This window comes from Gimesia panareensis (assembly GCF_007748155.1).
GTDB lineage: Bacteria > Planctomycetota > Planctomycetia > Planctomycetales > Planctomycetaceae > Gimesia > Gimesia panareensis.
In genome coordinates this window covers 5,420,635-5,436,800 of the sequence record NZ_CP037421.1, presented here as the reverse complement: position 1 = coordinate 5,436,800, position 16,166 = coordinate 5,420,635, and the positions used below count along the sequence as shown (strand labels likewise).

General features: G+C 55.4%; 16 protein-coding genes. 8 read left to right on the top strand and 8 right to left on the bottom strand.

What is annotated here, in order from left to right; all coding sequences use genetic code 11:
* Positions 1–61: 61 nt before the first annotated feature.
* The 3 genes from Enr10x_RS20265 to Enr10x_RS30380 all read right to left on the bottom strand — a co-directional run bounded on the left by Enr10x_RS20265 (position 62) and on the right by Enr10x_RS30380 (position 1,453).
* Positions 62–436, bottom strand: coding sequence for a DUF805 domain-containing protein (locus Enr10x_RS20265; RefSeq protein ID WP_145451183.1), 375 nt, complete (start codon positions 434–436; stop codon positions 62–64).
* 205 nt (positions 437–641) lie between these two features.
* Complete coding sequence (locus Enr10x_RS20260) at positions 642–998, bottom strand: VOC family protein (RefSeq protein WP_145451182.1); 357 nt, start codon at positions 996–998, stop codon at positions 642–644.
* 314 nt (positions 999–1,312) lie between these two features.
* Complete coding sequence (locus Enr10x_RS30380; RefSeq protein WP_232093071.1) at positions 1,313–1,453, bottom strand: hypothetical protein; 141 nt, start codon at positions 1,451–1,453, stop codon at positions 1,313–1,315.
* A gap of 84 nt (positions 1,454–1,537) precedes the next feature.
* Between Enr10x_RS30380 and Enr10x_RS30375 the strand changes: the two genes are divergently transcribed.
* The gene (locus Enr10x_RS30375; protein ID WP_232093070.1) at positions 1,538–2,032 is read left to right on the top strand and encodes a TapB family protein; all 495 of its coding nucleotides are present in this window, start codon (positions 1,538–1,540) and stop codon (positions 2,030–2,032) included.
* Between the two features lie 60 nt (positions 2,033–2,092).
* Here the strand turns inward: Enr10x_RS30375 and Enr10x_RS20250 are convergent, their stop codons facing one another.
* The 3 genes from Enr10x_RS20250 to Enr10x_RS20240 form a co-directional block, all read right to left on the bottom strand.
* Positions 2,093–2,686, bottom strand: a complete 594-nt coding sequence (locus Enr10x_RS20250) for a hypothetical protein (RefSeq protein WP_145451180.1) — start codon at positions 2,684–2,686, stop codon at positions 2,093–2,095.
* Between the two features lie 191 nt (positions 2,687–2,877).
* Positions 2,878–3,636, bottom strand: coding sequence for a hypothetical protein (locus tag Enr10x_RS20245; protein WP_145451179.1), 759 nt, complete (start codon positions 3,634–3,636; stop codon positions 2,878–2,880).
* A gap of 6 nt (positions 3,637–3,642) precedes the next feature.
* The gene (locus tag Enr10x_RS20240; protein ID WP_145451178.1) at positions 3,643–4,764 is read right to left on the bottom strand and encodes a DUF3500 domain-containing protein; all 1,122 of its coding nucleotides are present in this window, start codon (positions 4,762–4,764) and stop codon (positions 3,643–3,645) included.
* 477 nt (positions 4,765–5,241) lie between these two features.
* Between Enr10x_RS20240 and Enr10x_RS20235 the strand changes: the two genes are divergently transcribed.
* The 7 genes from Enr10x_RS20235 to Enr10x_RS20205 all read left to right on the top strand — a co-directional run bounded on the left by Enr10x_RS20235 (position 5,242) and on the right by Enr10x_RS20205 (position 12,685).
* On the top strand, positions 5,242–5,658 hold the full coding sequence (locus tag Enr10x_RS20235; RefSeq protein WP_145451177.1) for a hypothetical protein: 417 nt from the start codon (positions 5,242–5,244) through the stop codon (positions 5,656–5,658).
* A 197-nt stretch (positions 5,659–5,855) separates the two neighbouring features.
* Entirely contained in the window at positions 5,856–6,629 is a 774-nt protein-coding gene (locus Enr10x_RS20230; RefSeq protein ID WP_145451176.1) for a dioxygenase family protein, read from the top strand.
* Positions 6,630–6,765: 136 nt separating this feature from the next.
* A complete protein-coding gene (locus tag Enr10x_RS20225) occupies positions 6,766–7,233 on the top strand; it encodes a DinB family protein (RefSeq protein WP_145451175.1) in 468 nt (155 codons plus the stop codon).
* Positions 7,234–7,333: 100 nt separating this feature from the next.
* Entirely contained in the window at positions 7,334–7,543 is a 210-nt protein-coding gene (locus Enr10x_RS20220) for a hypothetical protein (protein ID WP_232093069.1), read from the top strand.
* 113 nt (positions 7,544–7,656) lie between these two features.
* Positions 7,657–8,535, top strand: a complete 879-nt coding sequence (locus tag Enr10x_RS20215; RefSeq protein WP_145451174.1) for an SDR family NAD(P)-dependent oxidoreductase — start codon at positions 7,657–7,659, stop codon at positions 8,533–8,535.
* 218 nt (positions 8,536–8,753) lie between these two features.
* The gene (locus tag Enr10x_RS20210; protein WP_145451173.1) at positions 8,754–11,372 is read left to right on the top strand and encodes a DUF1588 domain-containing protein; all 2,619 of its coding nucleotides are present in this window, start codon (positions 8,754–8,756) and stop codon (positions 11,370–11,372) included.
* On the top strand, positions 11,369–12,685 hold the full coding sequence (locus Enr10x_RS20205; protein ID WP_145451172.1) for a DUF1552 domain-containing protein: 1,317 nt from the start codon (positions 11,369–11,371) through the stop codon (positions 12,683–12,685). The genes Enr10x_RS20210 and Enr10x_RS20205 overlap by 4 nt, the downstream gene beginning before the upstream one ends.
* Before the next feature lie 27 nt (positions 12,686–12,712).
* Here Enr10x_RS20205 and Enr10x_RS20200 read toward each other — a convergent pair whose 3' ends face one another.
* Positions 12,713–13,612, bottom strand: a complete 900-nt coding sequence (locus Enr10x_RS20200) for a transglutaminase family protein (protein ID WP_145451171.1) — start codon at positions 13,610–13,612, stop codon at positions 12,713–12,715.
* Positions 13,609–16,146, bottom strand: a complete 2,538-nt coding sequence (locus Enr10x_RS20195) for a circularly permuted type 2 ATP-grasp protein (protein ID WP_197997306.1) — start codon at positions 16,144–16,146, stop codon at positions 13,609–13,611. The genes Enr10x_RS20200 and Enr10x_RS20195 overlap by 4 nt, the downstream gene beginning before the upstream one ends.
* Positions 16,147–16,166 lie beyond the last annotated feature (20 nt).

The following is a 16,166-nucleotide window of genomic DNA, read 5'->3' as shown; positions in this document are numbered from 1 at the left end:
GCACCACGGACCCCCCGGCAGGCACACCGGTGGGGTGACCTGCCGGGCGGGGAATGGAAGTTTATTCCGGTTCAGGGGCCTGCTTGGGATTGGGCCCGTAGGAGTTTGTGTCCGGATCGCTGTCGATGACCATGAAGATGAACATGATGATCTGGCCAAAGAAGGGAATGAGGTTGATCAGAATCCACCAGCCGCTCTTGTTGGTGTCATGCAGTCGGCGGATAGTCACTGTCCAGTAGGGGAGGAAGATAAACAACGAGTACAGGCCGGAGAGGGAGACGGAAATCAGACCCTTGGTATCTCCAATAATGGCCCCGAGGATCCAGATGACGATCGCGATCAGCATATTTATCAACACGAACATCCAGTACTCTTTTCTGCGTGCCCTGCCGGAAATGTCTGCATATTTCTTGATGACAGTCAGATACCAGTTCATGTCGTTGCCTTTCGTTTGCCTTGGATGTGAGGAGCGGGTTCTGTTTCAGCCGGGCGAAAGTAGGATCGCGGGGGCTGTTCAGTATAGTATAGCACACACTGTCAACCTGCCCGGATGATACCATATTTTGTGGTCAATTCCCGGGTTTGGCTGGTCTGGCAACGGTTCGGGCGAAAGGTACGGGCTCCAGGAAACCATACTGATTTTATTCCGGATCTGCCCAGACCCCGAATTCGTTCCCCGAGGGTTCCCGAAACTGAAAGCGTCTGCCACCGGGGAAGGAAAAAATCGGCTTGATGATCTCCCCGCCGGCGGCTTTTACCCGGGCTAATGTGTCTTCCAGGTTCCGGCTGTAAAAGACGAGCAGGGCGCTACCGTTTGTGGTGGTTGAGCTGAGGTCTGACTGGTAAAAGCCGCCTTCCAGGCCTGCGTTCGTGAACGCAGTGTATTCCGGACCGTAATCGGTGAACGACCAGCCGAAGACCGTTTCAAAAAACGTCTTCGTTGCGGACAGGTCCCGGGCGGGGAATTCGACGTAGTTGAGTTTTTCGTGAGCCGGCATGAATTTACTTCCAGAATAAAGGATTGTTGTACTTCAGCTTAAGTCGTGGCTGCCCTGAAATGAAGTCTGAGTAAGGTCTTTCCCGTCGGTGCATGAATTGATTCCGGCAGTTACTTCAAATGGCCAGAGATCCTGGAGGAATGCATCCACTCGTCAGACTTTTGGCTTGATCTGGCTGAAAAGGAGATTACTCTGGAATTCTTCAGACGGGGCTTGTCTTAATGACAGTTTCGCTTGCTATGGTCTTGTTTACCAGACGATTTCCAATAGTACACAGCATTCAATTTGTAGCGAGTCACATGATTCTGTTTCTCTCAAGTGTCTTCATTCAGGAGTTTTGTGCCATCAATCGCCTGCCCCATCCCGTTCGAAGTTGTCTCTGGTTGCTCATTATTTTGTCCCCCCTCGGTTGCTCCCGGAGTGATCAGCCAGAAGTCGTCGATTCGAGCACTCAAGAAATTCAGACCAGCTCCCCGCAATCAAGTCAGCAGGAGCCACCTCAACAGAAGAGCAACGAGTCTCCAAAATCGATCGAACCGATGAAAGTTGGCAATAGCTGGCTTTATCGTGTTACCGATGCAGATGGAACCGTCCGGCGTGTACTTCGCACGATTTCCGAGACGAAGATGGTTGATGGAGAAGTGGTCTATCACTACTCAGTCATCGACCCTGATGACCAGCATGATTTTGGTGGTTATGACCAGCTCATCAGAGATGGAGCAATCCATGTTGCCTTCGAGCACGACCCGGTCTTCCGGAAAATTGTTCCACTGTCTCCCAAGCTGGGAGACAGCTGGGAATCAAAAAAGATTTCATATAAAGATACCTACAAAATTGTTTCTCTTGACGAAACCGTTGAAACGCCGGCAGGCACTTTTCAATGCGTTGCCGTATTGAATGAAATCGTCGATCGAAAAGGGACATCTCAGGTCACATTCTACTTCGCGCCAGGAATCGGCGTTGTATGTACGCACTACAGTGATGGGACAGATGAACGTTTATTGAAAGCGAACATTGTCGACCAGGGAAAGTAAAAGAGCAGGAATCAACCCAAAAAGAGTTCCCCGGTCAGCCGGTGCGTTTTGTGATCTGCGTTATCGGGTGTAAAGATCGAGTATGCGTTGATCGACGTCGGGAAGCGGAGTCTCGTCACACTGTGCGAACATCACTTCATGTTCGATCCAGTAACGCGAGAAGAATAATTCAAACGAATCCAACCAGTAATGAAAGTCATTCACACTGATTTCCTCAGGCTCGTAGTCCATGTCATCGGCATCGAAGTATTCGAACGACGAGACCACACAGGAATCGGAACCGTCTGAATTCAGATACAGGTACCAGTGGACACTGTCCTGCTGATCGGAGAGAAAGCGTGCCAGATATCCGTTTTCAAACGGGAGCAGGTTCTCAGCCAGACTGAGGTAATCGCCATTGGCCGACCGCAGATGTTTGTGCAATGCAGGATCGCCGAAGAACAGGAGGAATTCGGGGGGTAATATGACTGCGTGTTCTCTGGCAGACGCCACCAGCGATTCCAGTTGGGCAGGCAGCGCGTCCTGCCGGCGGTCGCCGATGGCCCACTCGGCGTGTTCGGGCGTGGAGCGCAGCCAGTCGAAGCGACCGTCGGGAGTGTAGGGCACTTCCTTTTGATCGACGGTGTTCTGAAATGGTGATTGTTCGATTTGCATCGCTTAAGTCCTGTAAATAGCCATTGATAGACAGAATCAGACACACTCAAAACCTATCAGGAATTCTGTCTCTGATCAATCGACTTGCAAAGTACTACTGCTGATCACTGGGAGAGCAGGGAAGGTCGAAGAGAGCGGTGAAAGGAGTCCTGAATCCGACAAAAAGTGTCCTGATCCTTTTGTCGCTTCATTTATTTTCTGAAAGGACTCGCAGAGCGTGAGGTCTCAAATTCTCCCTCCTGAAACGGCCAGGGGCCTTTCAGACCGGATTCGATCCAGGTATTCAAGCGGGTAAAGATCTCGTCCTGGTTATGGCGGGCTGTTGTGTTCCCTTTTTCAAAGCGGGCGAGTTTCAGAAACAGGGTCCGGGCCTGGGCCGGATCAGGGGCTCTCTGGTAGATTGCCAGTTGTCTTTGATGTCCCAGCATGAGCCAGTTGAAAGGCCCCGAGGCGAGTGAACCGAATTGAAACATCCCGACTTTCCAGCCAAAGATATCCAGCCCTTCCGCGTAAGGGACCCGGGCCCAGACATGCTGATGCTCCGGTTCGACCTGATCCCGGTACCACTCGCTGCAGGGATTGAGGCGATTACGGGAAGAGAGCAACCAGCCGACACCAATCATCCGCCACTCGGTATGTTTCATCCCGCAGATGGCACAATCGTGATACGTCGCAATGATCATGGGAAACAGCAACAGGAACAGAAGAAGCAGAATGGCCTTGATCCAGCGGCCAAAACGTCGACGCCGGGGAGGCGGACTGTCAGGGGATGCGTCAGGCGTGTCGGCGCTCTTGACTGCAGCGGAATCGGTCTCTTTGGGCGTGTGGTCCATCCGCGTAAGGTAACTGGTGGATCGGAATTCGTCTATATGATTCCCATCGAATCCCCGTGAAATGAAACAGGCCCGCTGGCGGTGTGCACAGCGGGCCTGTCGTGATGAGTCATTCACGCAGAACTATTTCTGATGGTGTTTCGAGAAATGTTCTTTGAGCAGATCGCGACCGAAATCGCCGTCGAATTCGCGGAAGACCGCGTGGACGTGATTGGCATCGTTCTGGGTATTCGCGAATTCAATCAGGAAGACCTTGGACTGAATGCGGTAGTAATGGAATTTTCCGCGTGCCTGACCGCCACTCCAGGCGAAGTAGAGGTGGTCGCCGTCACGCAGGTTCCCCAGGTAGCGGGTTCCCTTGAGCAGTTCCGGACGGAACCGGCCCAGGTAGGCATTCACCAGACGCAGCAGCATTTTCTGCTGTTTCGGATCGAGGTCGGCGTACTGGATGCCTTTGTGCGAAACCAGGCCTTTGTCGGCGACGGGATCGTCGGTGGTGAGGACTTCCTTGATCACGCTTTTGGCGAGCAGTTTTTTGTCCATCTCAGTCGTGTCAATCGTGGCGATGGCCAGTTGATCCGGGTTGAAGGATTTGACCAGGTTCAACGCCAGCTGCTGTTCTTCCTTAAGGACTTCAACACCCTTGAGGGGGCCCTGCATGACTGTCGCGGGGTTCGACCCGAAGAAAGAAGGGGTGACCGAGAATTTCTCGCCGTCGACGATGGTGACATTCACGCTGAGGTGGTGTCCTTCAAACCGCCAGCCCCAGGTCCCTTTGGCATCGGGGTTGCCGAAGATGGAGACGTAGTAGAGTTCCGGGTTGCGGTAGTCTTTGCCTTCCAGTTCGAACAGCACGTGCTCCAGCGCGCGGATGGAGTTCATTTCCAGATAGCCGCGGTGGGAGAGTGCGGTCGCGGGGAGTGTGACGGCGAAGATCTTCTGCTGTGGTGTCATCTTCGTCATGGGCAGTCCGGTCCGTCCGCCCTCTTCTTTGATGGCGAAGTCCGGAATGAAGTACCACTGGTCGCGTTCTTTGCTGTCCATTTTGAATGTGGCTGCCTGTCGTTGTTCTGCAGTCAGCGAGGCCAGGAAGCGTTTTGCGGCGCTGGCCATTTCACGACTGGCGCGGCTGATTTGTGTTTTCTGTGCTTTGGGGGGGGCGGCCTGAGCCGGGCTGACACTGGCCAGATTCCAGCAGACGCCGGTCAGCAGTGCCAGGCAGGCGAAGGGGTGGTAGATCTTCACGGTGCGGTTCCTTATTTCAAGTTGAGCGATGGGTTGGTCAATTGATTCAGCCCCGGACTACGGTCGGAACTGAAAGCCGTTATTCCAGTTTACTGTTGCCCATCTTAACAAACCACTGTCGGCAGGAGTAGTAACTTGCGGAAACCGGGATCAGCAGCGGAGTTGTGAGCCCGGTCAAAGCGGGGGCAGAAGCGCCATACCGGGAATTCCCAGACTGATAAAAAACGGTTTCTTTTGCCAAGATGATTCCGTGGGGGACGAACTACTAAGGAAAGGCAGGCAATTTCCTGTCTGACAGTGACTTACTGAGATTTGGAAAAAAGCGGGAAATGATGCACAAAAACGTGCAACAAATTGCATCTGATAATTGTCTAACAGGAGTCAAGCAGTGAGCGAAGCAGTTTTGCTTCGATGAACATCTTCTAAATTGAAATACGAATCAACTTTCGCGGGCACCGAAAGTGGGGAACGGCTCTAATGAAAGATATGCTCACCACCACTTCATCGTTGATTGTCATTTTATTCTGCCTGTCCATTCTCTTCCTGAGCGACAACAGGTATTCCGATTCGGAGGTCGTGCGGGAACTTCCCAATCGGCATAACGCTTTGTCTGCCGATACAAAACACCCGCGGGCGAGCACGACCATGTTTCGTCGAGTGCAGTCAGTGCGCGTTTCGAAAGGGGTTTTGATTTTTGTGACCTCATGCGATGAAGGACTGAAAGAGCATTACTTTCTGATTCGTGACAAGCATGTGATTCTCGTCAAATCGTCAACGGGGGAGATGCCCCGCAATACGCTGAAGTTCGACGATGATGGCCATAATACGTTGCTCGTCACCATTCCACACACGTTCGACGTCGATCTGATGAAAGAGATGACGGCTCAGTTTTAGCTGATTCGGTTGATGCTGTTTCTTCTCACTATTGATGTAGTAGCAGGGCTGACATGTTCCATTATTGATGGATGGGGATTCCGTGAATTTGACTGAAATCCCGTTTTTTGACGAAACGTTCGCTGAATCTTCCCGTTAAATGTTAAGATAGTTTATGGGTAAACTGATTCATTTGGACGAGAAACCGGGAGTATACAATGCACAGCCAATCGACGAGCACTGGTCGGCGGGATTTTTTGAAGTGGTCTTCTTTCAGTCTGGCGGCTTTCACCACGCCGGGGCTGATGGCTGAAGAACTGATCCGGACCCCGTCCATGACCGAGGGACCGTTTTACCCCGACCGTATGCCCCTGGATACCGACAATGATCTGCTGGTGATTAACGATTCGATCACCCCGGCCGTCGGTGAGATCACGCACCTGACCGGGAAAGTCCTGGACAGCAAAGGCAATCCGCTGCGGAACGCGTTTGTGGAAATCTGGCAGGTGGACAGCAAAGCCTCGTACATCCATACCCGGGGCGCGAACAAAGACGGACGGGACAGCAACTTTCAGGGTTACGGGCGCTTTCTCACCGATTCCCGTGGGCAATACTATTTCCGCACGATCAAGCCGGTACCCTATCGGGCCGGTCGCGGATTCCGCACGCCGCACATTCATGTCGCTGTCAGCCAGAATGGAAAACGGATTCTGACCACACAACTGCTGGTTAAAGGACATGCGATGAACGCGGAAGATGGCGTATATCGTCAGATCAGAGATCCCGAACAGAAGAAAACCATTCTGGTCGATTTCAAGCCGCTCCCGGATTCCAAACTGGGAGAACTCGCGGCGAACTTCGATATCATTCTGGGCAAAACGGCCGAAGAAAATCCGGACGGCACCATCAAGGGGGGCATCGGTAAATCCGAAATCGGCAACAGACAACGCCCGCCCCGCAATGGAGCTGGAGGACGTCCTCCCCGCAGTTGAGCTGCGGAGTGAGTCTGCTTTTGTTTCCGGAACAACGCTACTGTTGATCTACGGGAGTGGGATGCCCATAATCAGCCAGCAAAACGCATAGACTGATTTCACCACCCCCCTTACGCTTTCAGCAGGAGCGACCGAGATGAATATTGCACAGCGGATTGAAGACTATCTGGCCGGACCGGAACAATTACGACAGGCAATCGAAGGGATGACGGCAGCCGAACTGGATGCGGCTCCGATTCCAGGTAAATGGTCCACACGGCAGGTCGTCTGCCATATTGCCGACTTCGAGCCCGTGTATGCCGATCGGATGAAGTGGGTGATTGCCGAAGACAATCCGCCGCTGCCGGGCGGGGATCCGGATCTGTTCGCTGCGAAGCTGGCGTACGATCAGCGGGACCTGGAGGAAGAGCTGCAGTTGATTTCTGCAGTCCGGAATCACCTGGGACGGATTCTGAAAACCCTCGAACCGGCTCAGTTCGAACGAACGGGGCTGCACTCCCGCGATGGAGAATTATCTGTCGCCACGCTGCTCGACCGGATTACCGGCCACATCCCTCACCATATCAAACTGATTCAGGAGAAGCGGGACGCGCTGGCCTCCTGAGTATGGGGAGGAAACTCCCGTTTGATTTCGGGCTGGTTTTGCTATCATAAGTTTGTGATCGTTTTTTCTGGCAACACGCGACTCCTCAACCGGGAAGTGAATGATGACCAATCTCGGCCTCGAATCCAGTATCGTCGAATGGGTAATTGAATATCCCGAGGTCCAGGGCGTCCTGGAATCATTGGGAATTGACCAGTCCTGCCAGGGGAAATCGCTGGAATATGTCTGTTCGCAGATGGGACTGGATCCCCACCTGGTATTAAAACAGCTGCATGAGGTCATCGAGGAAGATACCGGCCTGGATGAGTGACTGCATGATCACTGTTTTTGGCGGGGGACACCTCTTTACCTGATTCGTCTGATCGCGTAGACTCCCGCTTCTCGAAACAGGGAGGGTTTCGATCAAAACAGGCGAATGGAGCGATGCAGAACTTAATAGGCAAAAAAGCACTGGTCACCGGTGCCGCTGCAGGGATTGGCAGGGAAATTGCGCTGCAACTGGCAGCCGAAGGTGCCGATCTTTATCTGCTGGATGTGGATGAGACTGGCCTGGCAGAGATGGTCGAAACCATAGCGCTGCTGGGCGGAAAAGTGACCAGCCGGAAATGTGATCTGACTGACCCGCAGCAGATTTCTACAGCGATGCAGGATGTATTGAGCACCTGGGGGGGCGTGGATGTCCTGGTGAATAACGCCGGGGTCGCCTTTTATGGTGCGACACATACCATGACCGCCGAACAGTGGGACTGGCTGCTGGGGATCAATCTGCTGGCTCCGATCCAGATCACCCGGGAGTTATTACCGAGTCTGCTGAACCGCCCGGAAGCCCATATTGTGAATGTCTCCAGCATCTGCGGTCTGGTCGCAGGCAACCGTTACAGCGCCTATCAGGTCAGTAAATATGGGCTGCAGGGTTTCACTGAAGCCTTGCGTGCCGAATACAGTCGGCAGGGACTGGGCGTGTCAGCCATCTGTCCGGGGCCCGTTACCACGCGGCTGTTTGAGACAGCGCCTTCCGGGCGAACCGATAAACAGACACCGATTCCTCCTCGCTGGCTCTGTACAACGCCGGAACTGGTCGCACAAAAAGCGATCAAAGCAATTTACCGCGATCAGGGACTCTGCCTGGTCGGCTGGGTCGCTTATGCGCTGTACTATCTGAAACGAATCGCTCCCTGGTCGCTGGATCTGGCCTTTCGACTGGGACGCCGCAAACGCATGAAAAAGAAAGCGGCACTGCTGGCACAACAGGCGGAGCTACAGCTGGCGGCAGCCGACGATTCTCATTCTCGCGCTGCCTGAGTCGGTATCTCGGACCGGTTTACTGCCACCGGAGTTCGGAACACTTCCCACACGGAACAAATTGTTTGTTGATAATGATTGTATATAATATATATTTTTGATATATAATATACAACTCGAGACTCTGCCAGTTATTCTCGCTGCAATGGGTCAGCGGATGCGGTAAGCTGAATGATCGGTCGAAAGTACTCCTCTCTGGTGAAGCTGCGAATGTGAAGATGTGGAATTCGAACATAGGGAAAACCGTCTGCCTGGTCCTGCTGCTCAGCGGAACGGGGCCGGTGCGTCTGTTCGGGAACGAGGCGACGGAGAGCACAGTGCCTGTCGAGCAGCGCATCAGGCAGGTTGTGCAGGCCTCCTGTCTGGACTGTCACACGGGAGAGTCCGCTGAGGGCCGGTTGGATTTGTCGCAACTGGACTGGCAGCTGAAAGCATCTGATGTCAGGCAGCGGTGGATTCAGATTCATGATCGTGTGGCGGCGGGGGAAATGCCCCCCGATCCGGAAGATCTTTCTCAAGCAGACCGACAGTCGTTCCTGAAGATCTTGTCGAACGCTCTGTTGCTCGCGGATCGCACGGATGTCAACGCCCGGGGACGCGGTCCGCTGCGACGATTGACGCGTCAGGAGTATGAACAGAACCTGCGGGATCTGCTGCGATTGCCTGATCTCGACATCCGTGACATGCTGCCCGCAGACCGCGAGCGGCTGCATTGTAACAAAGTGGCTGAAGTGCTGGACATGTCCCGCATTCAACTGGAAGCGTATCTCGACGCTGCGGATGCTGCACTCAGGCAGGCGGTGGCCTCGGGAGTCAAACCGCGTCCCCGTGAGCAGCAACGCCTGCCCGCTACCCGGATGTTTCTGACAGCGCAAACCTTCGGCGAACGGGAGGCGATGTTTTATGCGAAGGATTCAAAGTTCGTGCCGCTCTCGATGGCCGACCTGAACCGGATCCGCAAAGAGAACAGCCATGATCCCGAGATGGAGCTGGCGATCTTCCGTTCTGCCTCGTGGCCTTACTATGGTTATCCGGACCAGTTCAAAGCGGTAGAGCCGGGTACGTATCAGCTGCGTTTTTCAGCCCGGGCGGTACGACAGTTACGGGACTTCAGTCTCAAGCCGGCTTTTACTTCGATCCCGATGAACTTCCGCGCGCGGAAACGGTCGGGCGCGGATGTCTCGGGCGATGTGCGGGCAACGGAAGAGATTCTGGACATTCAGCCCGAAACCGCGATTTACGAAACAACGATTCGCCTCAAAAAAAATGAGACGTTCGAATACAGTTTGCTGGGCCTGCCTGTGCCCCGCGCCATCAATCCTCCGAATGCACCACTCTACTATGACTTTCCCCCGCGGCCTGCGGGAGGCCATCCGGGAGTGGCCTTTCAGTGGCTGGAGATTACCGGGCCTCTCGATTCAGCCGAGTGGCCACCTCCGTCACATCGTCTGCTGTTTGGCGATTTGCCGATTCAAAAAGCGACCAGGGGAACGCTGCCGGTTGAGCTCATCTCCAAACAGCCTGAGCAGGACGCGCGTCGGCTGCTGCGACGCTTCATTCTGCAGGCGGAACGGGAGCCGACATCGGAAGAGGTGATCCAAATCTACGAACGACTGGTGTTGGAAGAACTGCAGCGGGGAGAGCCGCTCGCAGAGGCACTGCTCTCCGGTTTCAGTGCGTTTCTCTGCTCGGGACAGTTTCTGTATCTGCCCGAACCCCGGCCTGAAGCAAAGGATCTGCCCTTCGCAGTTGCCTCGCGGCTGTCACACTTTCTGGGAAATACCCGGCCCGACGCCGAACTGCTGTCGCACGTCACTGCGGGAGATCTGCTCCAGCCGAGAGTACTGCGTTCAGAAACGAATCGTCTACTGGAAGCGGAATCGTCTGATGCATTCATCAAAAACTTTACTGATTACTGGCTCTCGCTGAAGGACATTCGTCGCGACGAACCCGATGCGCGACTCTATCCGGAATATCGTTTCGATGATTATCTGATCGATTCCCTGGCGCAGGAGACGCGAACCTGGTTTCGATATCTGGTTCAGGAGAACCTGCCGATCACCGCGCTGGTGCAGAGTGACTTTATTTTCGCCAACGATCGGCTGGCGCGGCACTATGATCTGCCTCCCCTGGAGGGTTCAAAGCTCCGCCGGGTCTCGCTGCCGCCGGGCAGTCCCTATGGCGGGTTGATGACCCAGGGGGCGATCCTGAAAGTCACCGCCAACGGGACGACGACTTCCCCTGTGATTCGCGGGGCCTGGATCATGGAACGCATCATGGGCGAACCCCCACCTCCGCCGCCCCCGGCAGTGCCAGCGGTCGAGCCGGATATTCGCGGGGCGACAACCATCCGTGAACAACTGGCGAAACATACCAGCGATCCGGTCTGTGCGAACTGTCATGCCCGCTTTGACCCGGTCGGATTTGCCCTGGAAAATTTCGATATCATGGGCGCCTGGCGGAACCGCTATCGCAGCCTGGGGAAAGGGGAAAAAGTGACCGGCATCGATCGAGCCGGACACGATTTCGCTTACTTCATCGCCGGTCCCGTGGATGCCAGCGGTCAGTTGCGCGATGGTCGTGCCTTTCAGAACATTCAGGAATTGAAAGCACTGCTGGCAGCGCAGCCGCGACAGCTGGCGCGGAATTTCCTCCAGCAGTTGACGGTCTATGCCACCGGAACTCCGGTCCGGTATGCGGATCGCCCGGTGATCGAAGCGATTCTTGATGATTGTGAAGCCGATCAATATCTCCTGCGAGATCTGATTCTGGCCCTGGTCCAGAGTCCTGTTTTTCTGGGAACCGAACCTGCAGCAGCAGCGAAGGGACGCGAATGACTTTGAAAGACACAACCTGTCGCACAACCATGCATCGTTCCCGCAGACACTTTTTGCGCGGCGCCGGTGTTGCACTGGCACTCCCACTGCTGGAATGTCTGCCGCGTCCTGCATGGGCGAAAGCACCTGCTGATCAGACGCCCGGTCGGATGCTGTTGATCTCCAATAATCTGGGAGTGTTGCCTCAGCACTTTTTCCCAAAAGAGAGCGGTGCGAATTACAGGCTCTCTCCCTATTTGAACGAGCTTAAGGAGCTGAGTTCCGAATTCACGGTCTTCAGCGGGCTGTCGCATCCCGCCTGCGAGGGCGGGCATTCGACTGAAAACTGTTTTCTGACGGGGGCGAAACACCCGACGAGCAGCGGTTTTCGGAATACGGTTTCTCTCGATCAATACGCGGCTGAGCACCTGGGGCGGCAGACCCGGTTTGCCACGCTGAACCTCGGCGTGAATATCGATAAGGCCAATCGCAGCCTCTCCTGGACCCGGGATGGTGTGCTGCTGCCTGCCGAAGACAGTCCCGCCGGACTGTTTCAAAAGATGTTTATTCAGGGTGATGCCAGGCAGATTAAACGCAGGCTGGAACACCTGAAACGTCGGGGTAGTATTCTGGACGCGGTTGCCGAGTCCACAGAACGCCTGAACCGACAGTTGGGGCCGCAGGACAAATCGCGGCTGGATCAGTATTTCACCTCGATTCGGGAACTGGAACAGCGGCTGGTGACCGCCGGGGAATGGGAGCAGAGTCCCAAACCGAAAACCGAAGAGGCTCTACCTCAGGATATTCTGGATCGGGGACAGCTGTTCGGCAAGCTGGAGCAGATGCTGGCGATGGCGGTACTGGCGCTGCAGTCCGATTCCACCCGGATCGTGACACTGATGGTGGATGCCTTCGCGACTCCTGTCTTTCAATTGTCCGATAAGGAAAAGAGTCTGACCAGCTATCACCCGCTGAGTCATCATGGGATGCGGGCCAACCATCTGAAGCAGCTTGAGAAAGCGGACCGCCGCCAGATGAAACTGCTGAAGGAGGTGCTCGATAAGCTGAAGGCGGTACCAGGAGGCTCAGGACCGTTGTTAGAGAGTACGATGGTACTCTATGGAAGCAACATGGGAGATGCGAATACCCATGATAATACAAACCTGCCGATTCTGCTGGCGGGGGGCGGCTTTCGTCATGGTCAGCATCTCTCATTTGACCGTGATGCGAATGCGCCGCTGTGCAATCTGTATCTGAGCATGCTGCAACGACTGGGAGTGGAGACCGATCGGTTTGGCTCAAGCAGCAGTACGCTGACAGGTCTCAACAGCTGACACTCGCTTGAGCAAACCCGTTGCGTATTACTTGCCCGGTGGTGTTGCCGGCGTTTCAGGGGCGACATCCACCGAAACAGTCATACGGTGCTCGCCTCCGCCGACGATTGTTCCCTGAATCGGGCAGACATCGTAGTAATCACGCCCCCAGGCGACGGTGATGTGGTCGGTCGATGCAGCGACGTTATTCGTCGGGTCGACGTCAACCCAGCCCGCTTTTTCACCGCAATAGACGGAGAGCCAGGCATGCGAAGCATCCGCGCCCACCAGGCGGGGTTTGCCGGGCGGGGGCATCGTCCGCAGGTAACCGCTGACATAACGGGCCGCGAGGCCCAGAATCCGCAGGCAGCCGATCTGGAGGTGAGCAAAGTCCTGGCAGACGCCGTGCCTCTGTTCGAAGACTTCATCGATTTGCGTATTGACGTTGGTCGCCCGCGGATCATAGCGGAGATCCTGGTGGATGCGTCTAGTCAGATCGAGGACCGCCTCCAGGATCGGACGGCCTTTCGTGAAAGAGACTTCGGCATAATCGATGAGTTTCGGGAAGACCTTCACGCCCGGCGAATCGAAGATATACTGATACGCGTCGAGCAGGGCGGGCGTCTGTTCGCTCTTCAAAGCCAGGGAGACCGATTCCCAGGCGGGAGTGTTTTCCGGCGGAATCACAGGCGTCGCCATGACGGAGACATGGCTGGTGGCCGTCACGCTGAGTCCGGTGTGAGGCTGGTCGATGGAAAAGAAGCAGACTTCGTTACCGAAATAGTCTTTGCGATGACTGATGCTGTAGGGATCGGGGTGAATCAACAGCTGGAAATCATCACACATCTGATAAGGTAATGCGCGGGGCGCCAGGTGCACGACGTTCTGGCAGACCGGCACCGCCTCGGAGTACGCGTATTTCGTGATGTGGGTGATCTTGTATTTCATTGCGGGCTGATGTCTGCCAGTTGATGAGAGGGAACCGCGTGCACCAGGTAACGATGCGAAATGGCTTCGGACAGTTTGGGCAGCTGCGCATCCCAGGTTTCGATCAACTTTTCTAAGGGAGCATAGTCACCCAGGCAGTGGGTCTCAGAGACTTCCTGAATATCGAGCATCCGCACCGATTGCAGGAGGGTCATTGCCAGTCGCTGCTCGTCCGTGTACCCCGGCAATTCCCGGTTGCGCGGGAGCCGCTCCACCTGTTTGGAGAGTTGCATGAACTGGAAGACGAGCGAACGGGGATTGCTTTCATCGGTCAATAACAGATCCAGCACCGCTGCCAGCTGCAGATTCGAGAGGTAACGCGAACGATAGGTCATCAGACTGTCGGCGACTTCCAGCACCGTTTCCAGAACGGGCGCCTGGATCTTTGGCATGGGAATGAAACTGTTTTTCACCAGGCTGATGATCTGCAGGGAACGTTCCAGTCGACGTCCCAGTTCCAGAAAACGGAACGCCTGGGTGCGGGTCATGCTTTCCATGATGATCCCGCTGAATGCGGAGAGTTCCGTGATCAGGTCGTTCATCAGGGTCAGTACATCAGACAGGTTCGTGACGCCGAAGCGGGCCGGCTGAAAACCTTTGTCGATACGGCGAATGATCCGCCAGGTATCAAGGGAGACCCGGTCCCGGACGATCGATCCCAGGCGAAACAGTTCATCGACAATCGAGCGGAGCGAAGCGGACTGCGTTTCATCGAAGACGGCTGTCGGGAGAACGTGTTCAATGGGGGGCAACTGATTCCGCATTTTATCGATGGCGTAGCCGGGTTCGATCTGACCCTGGTCAGCCAGGCACCTCAACAGGACCGGAACTTCCAGGTCGCTGTTGGAATGGGTTTCGCCCCCCAGCCGATTGACCAGGCTGCGCAGCAGTCGCGCCAGAGATTCGGCCCGTTCCAGTTGACGCCCCAGCCAGAACAGATTGTCGGCGGCCCGGCTGGGCAGTTCCGATCCGCTGCGGCGGAGTGAGATCGTGCGGCCCTGCTCTTTGAGCAGAGAAATGTGTTCAACTGGATGATCAGACAGGACCCAGGTATCCTTGCTGCCTTCTCCTTTACGGATGGAGACTTCCAGCGGATCGAGTGATTTCGATGTCCGGGCCAGGGCACCCTGCATGACCGTGTACGATTCTCCGGTGGAGACCGCATACGATCGCAATGCGAGATGAGCGGGAGTCGTCTGTCCCTTATAGACCGGTACGCTGGAGCGGATCACTTTTTCCTGTGCGACAAACTGTTTGGGTCTGGCCTGAATCAGCTCGGCCCGCTTTTTGAGGGGGAGCTGATTCCAGCTTTCCATGGCGGGATGATCCTGGCCGCGAATGCGGAAGGCGGACTGTATGGTCAGCTTTTCCAGATTTTTCAAGACATAGCTCAGCTGGGCCGGATCGCCGCACCACCAGGTGGCGACGCCGGGCAGCTTCAGTTCTTCACCGAGCAGAGCTTTACAGAGCCGCGGCATATAAGCCATAAAGGCAGCGGATTCCAGCAGACCACTGCCCAGCGAGTTGGCAATGCCGACTTGTCCGGAACGAGCTGCCTGCGTCAGGCCGGAAATACCCCGTTTGGAAGTCGAGTTCAGTTCGAGGGAATCGCAGTCGCCGCTGTTCTGGCGCCGGAAGATGACATCGACGGGAATCAGCCCCCCTAGTGTTTTGAGCATCACCTGATTTCGGCGGATGGCCAGATCACCCCCTTCGACGAGGGTGTAGCCCAGGTAGCGGGCCAGGTATGCGTCTTCAAAATAATTGGGGCTTTCCGGACCGTGACTGAGCAGGACCACGCGGGGGTTTTCTATTCCCTGGGAAGTCAGGCTCCGCAAACGTTCCTGCACAGCGATAAAGAACGGGGCGAGCCGTTCGACGTGAAACTGATGAAAGAGTTCCGGAAACATGCGCGATGTCAGAATCCGGTTTTCCAAAGCGAAGCCAATGCCGGAGGCGGCTTCAGACCGGTCGGCCAGAACCCACCACTTCCCATTGGGGGATCGTGCCAGGTCGGCGGCATAAAAGTGCAGAAAACAGTTATCCCGGGGGACCTGTCCATGATAGGCCCGCAGGAATCCCGGGTGGGAGAAGACCAGTTCTGCCGGCAGCGTTCCCTGGGTCAGGAGGGTCTGCTGTCCATACAGGTCGCTCAACACCAGGTTGAGCAGGCGGGCCCGTTGTTTCAGAGCGGTTGCGATGGTGTCCCACTCTGCTGCGGAGATCAGAAAGGGGATCGCATCCAGTTCCCAGGGACGGGGCTGGTCATCGGGAGAGACATGGCCACTGTAGGCGAAGTCGTTGGCCTGAACGGTGCGCTGTGCCTGTTCCCAGCGGTGTTCGAATTCTTCGCGACCGATACGGGAGAGGGCATCCAGAAAGAGTTTGGCTTGCGGGCGAGGCTGCCCCCCATCGAGCAGGAACTCATCAAACACTCCCGGGGGCGGAGTGTATCCTTGAAAGAGATGGTTCACAGAGAGCGGCGACGTAGTCACGGTAGTATTTATTCCTCAAG

Coding starts and splice junctions, on each gene's coding strand:
- Enr10x_RS20265 (WP_145451183.1), bottom strand. CDS start 436: ATGAACTGGTATCTGACTGTCATCAAGAAATATGCAGACATTTCCGGC.
- Enr10x_RS20260 (WP_145451182.1), bottom strand. CDS start 998: ATGCCGGCTCACGAAAAACTCAACTACGTCGAATTCCCCGCCCGGGAC.
- Enr10x_RS30375 (WP_232093070.1), top strand. CDS start 1,538: ATGAAAGTTGGCAATAGCTGGCTTTATCGTGTTACCGATGCAGATGGA.
- Enr10x_RS20250 (WP_145451180.1), bottom strand. CDS start 2,686: ATGCAAATCGAACAATCACCATTTCAGAACACCGTCGATCAAAAGGAA.
- Enr10x_RS20235 (WP_145451177.1), top strand. CDS start 5,242: ATGAAAGATATGCTCACCACCACTTCATCGTTGATTGTCATTTTATTC.
- Enr10x_RS20230 (WP_145451176.1), top strand. CDS start 5,856: ATGCACAGCCAATCGACGAGCACTGGTCGGCGGGATTTTTTGAAGTGG.
- Enr10x_RS20225 (WP_145451175.1), top strand. CDS start 6,766: ATGAATATTGCACAGCGGATTGAAGACTATCTGGCCGGACCGGAACAA.
- Enr10x_RS20220 (WP_232093069.1), top strand. CDS start 7,334: ATGATGACCAATCTCGGCCTCGAATCCAGTATCGTCGAATGGGTAATT.
- Enr10x_RS20215 (WP_145451174.1), top strand. CDS start 7,657: ATGCAGAACTTAATAGGCAAAAAAGCACTGGTCACCGGTGCCGCTGCA.
- Enr10x_RS20210 (WP_145451173.1), top strand. CDS start 8,754: ATGTGGAATTCGAACATAGGGAAAACCGTCTGCCTGGTCCTGCTGCTC.
- Enr10x_RS20205 (WP_145451172.1), top strand. CDS start 11,369: ATGACTTTGAAAGACACAACCTGTCGCACAACCATGCATCGTTCCCGC.
- Enr10x_RS20200 (WP_145451171.1), bottom strand. CDS start 13,612: ATGAAATACAAGATCACCCACATCACGAAATACGCGTACTCCGAGGCG.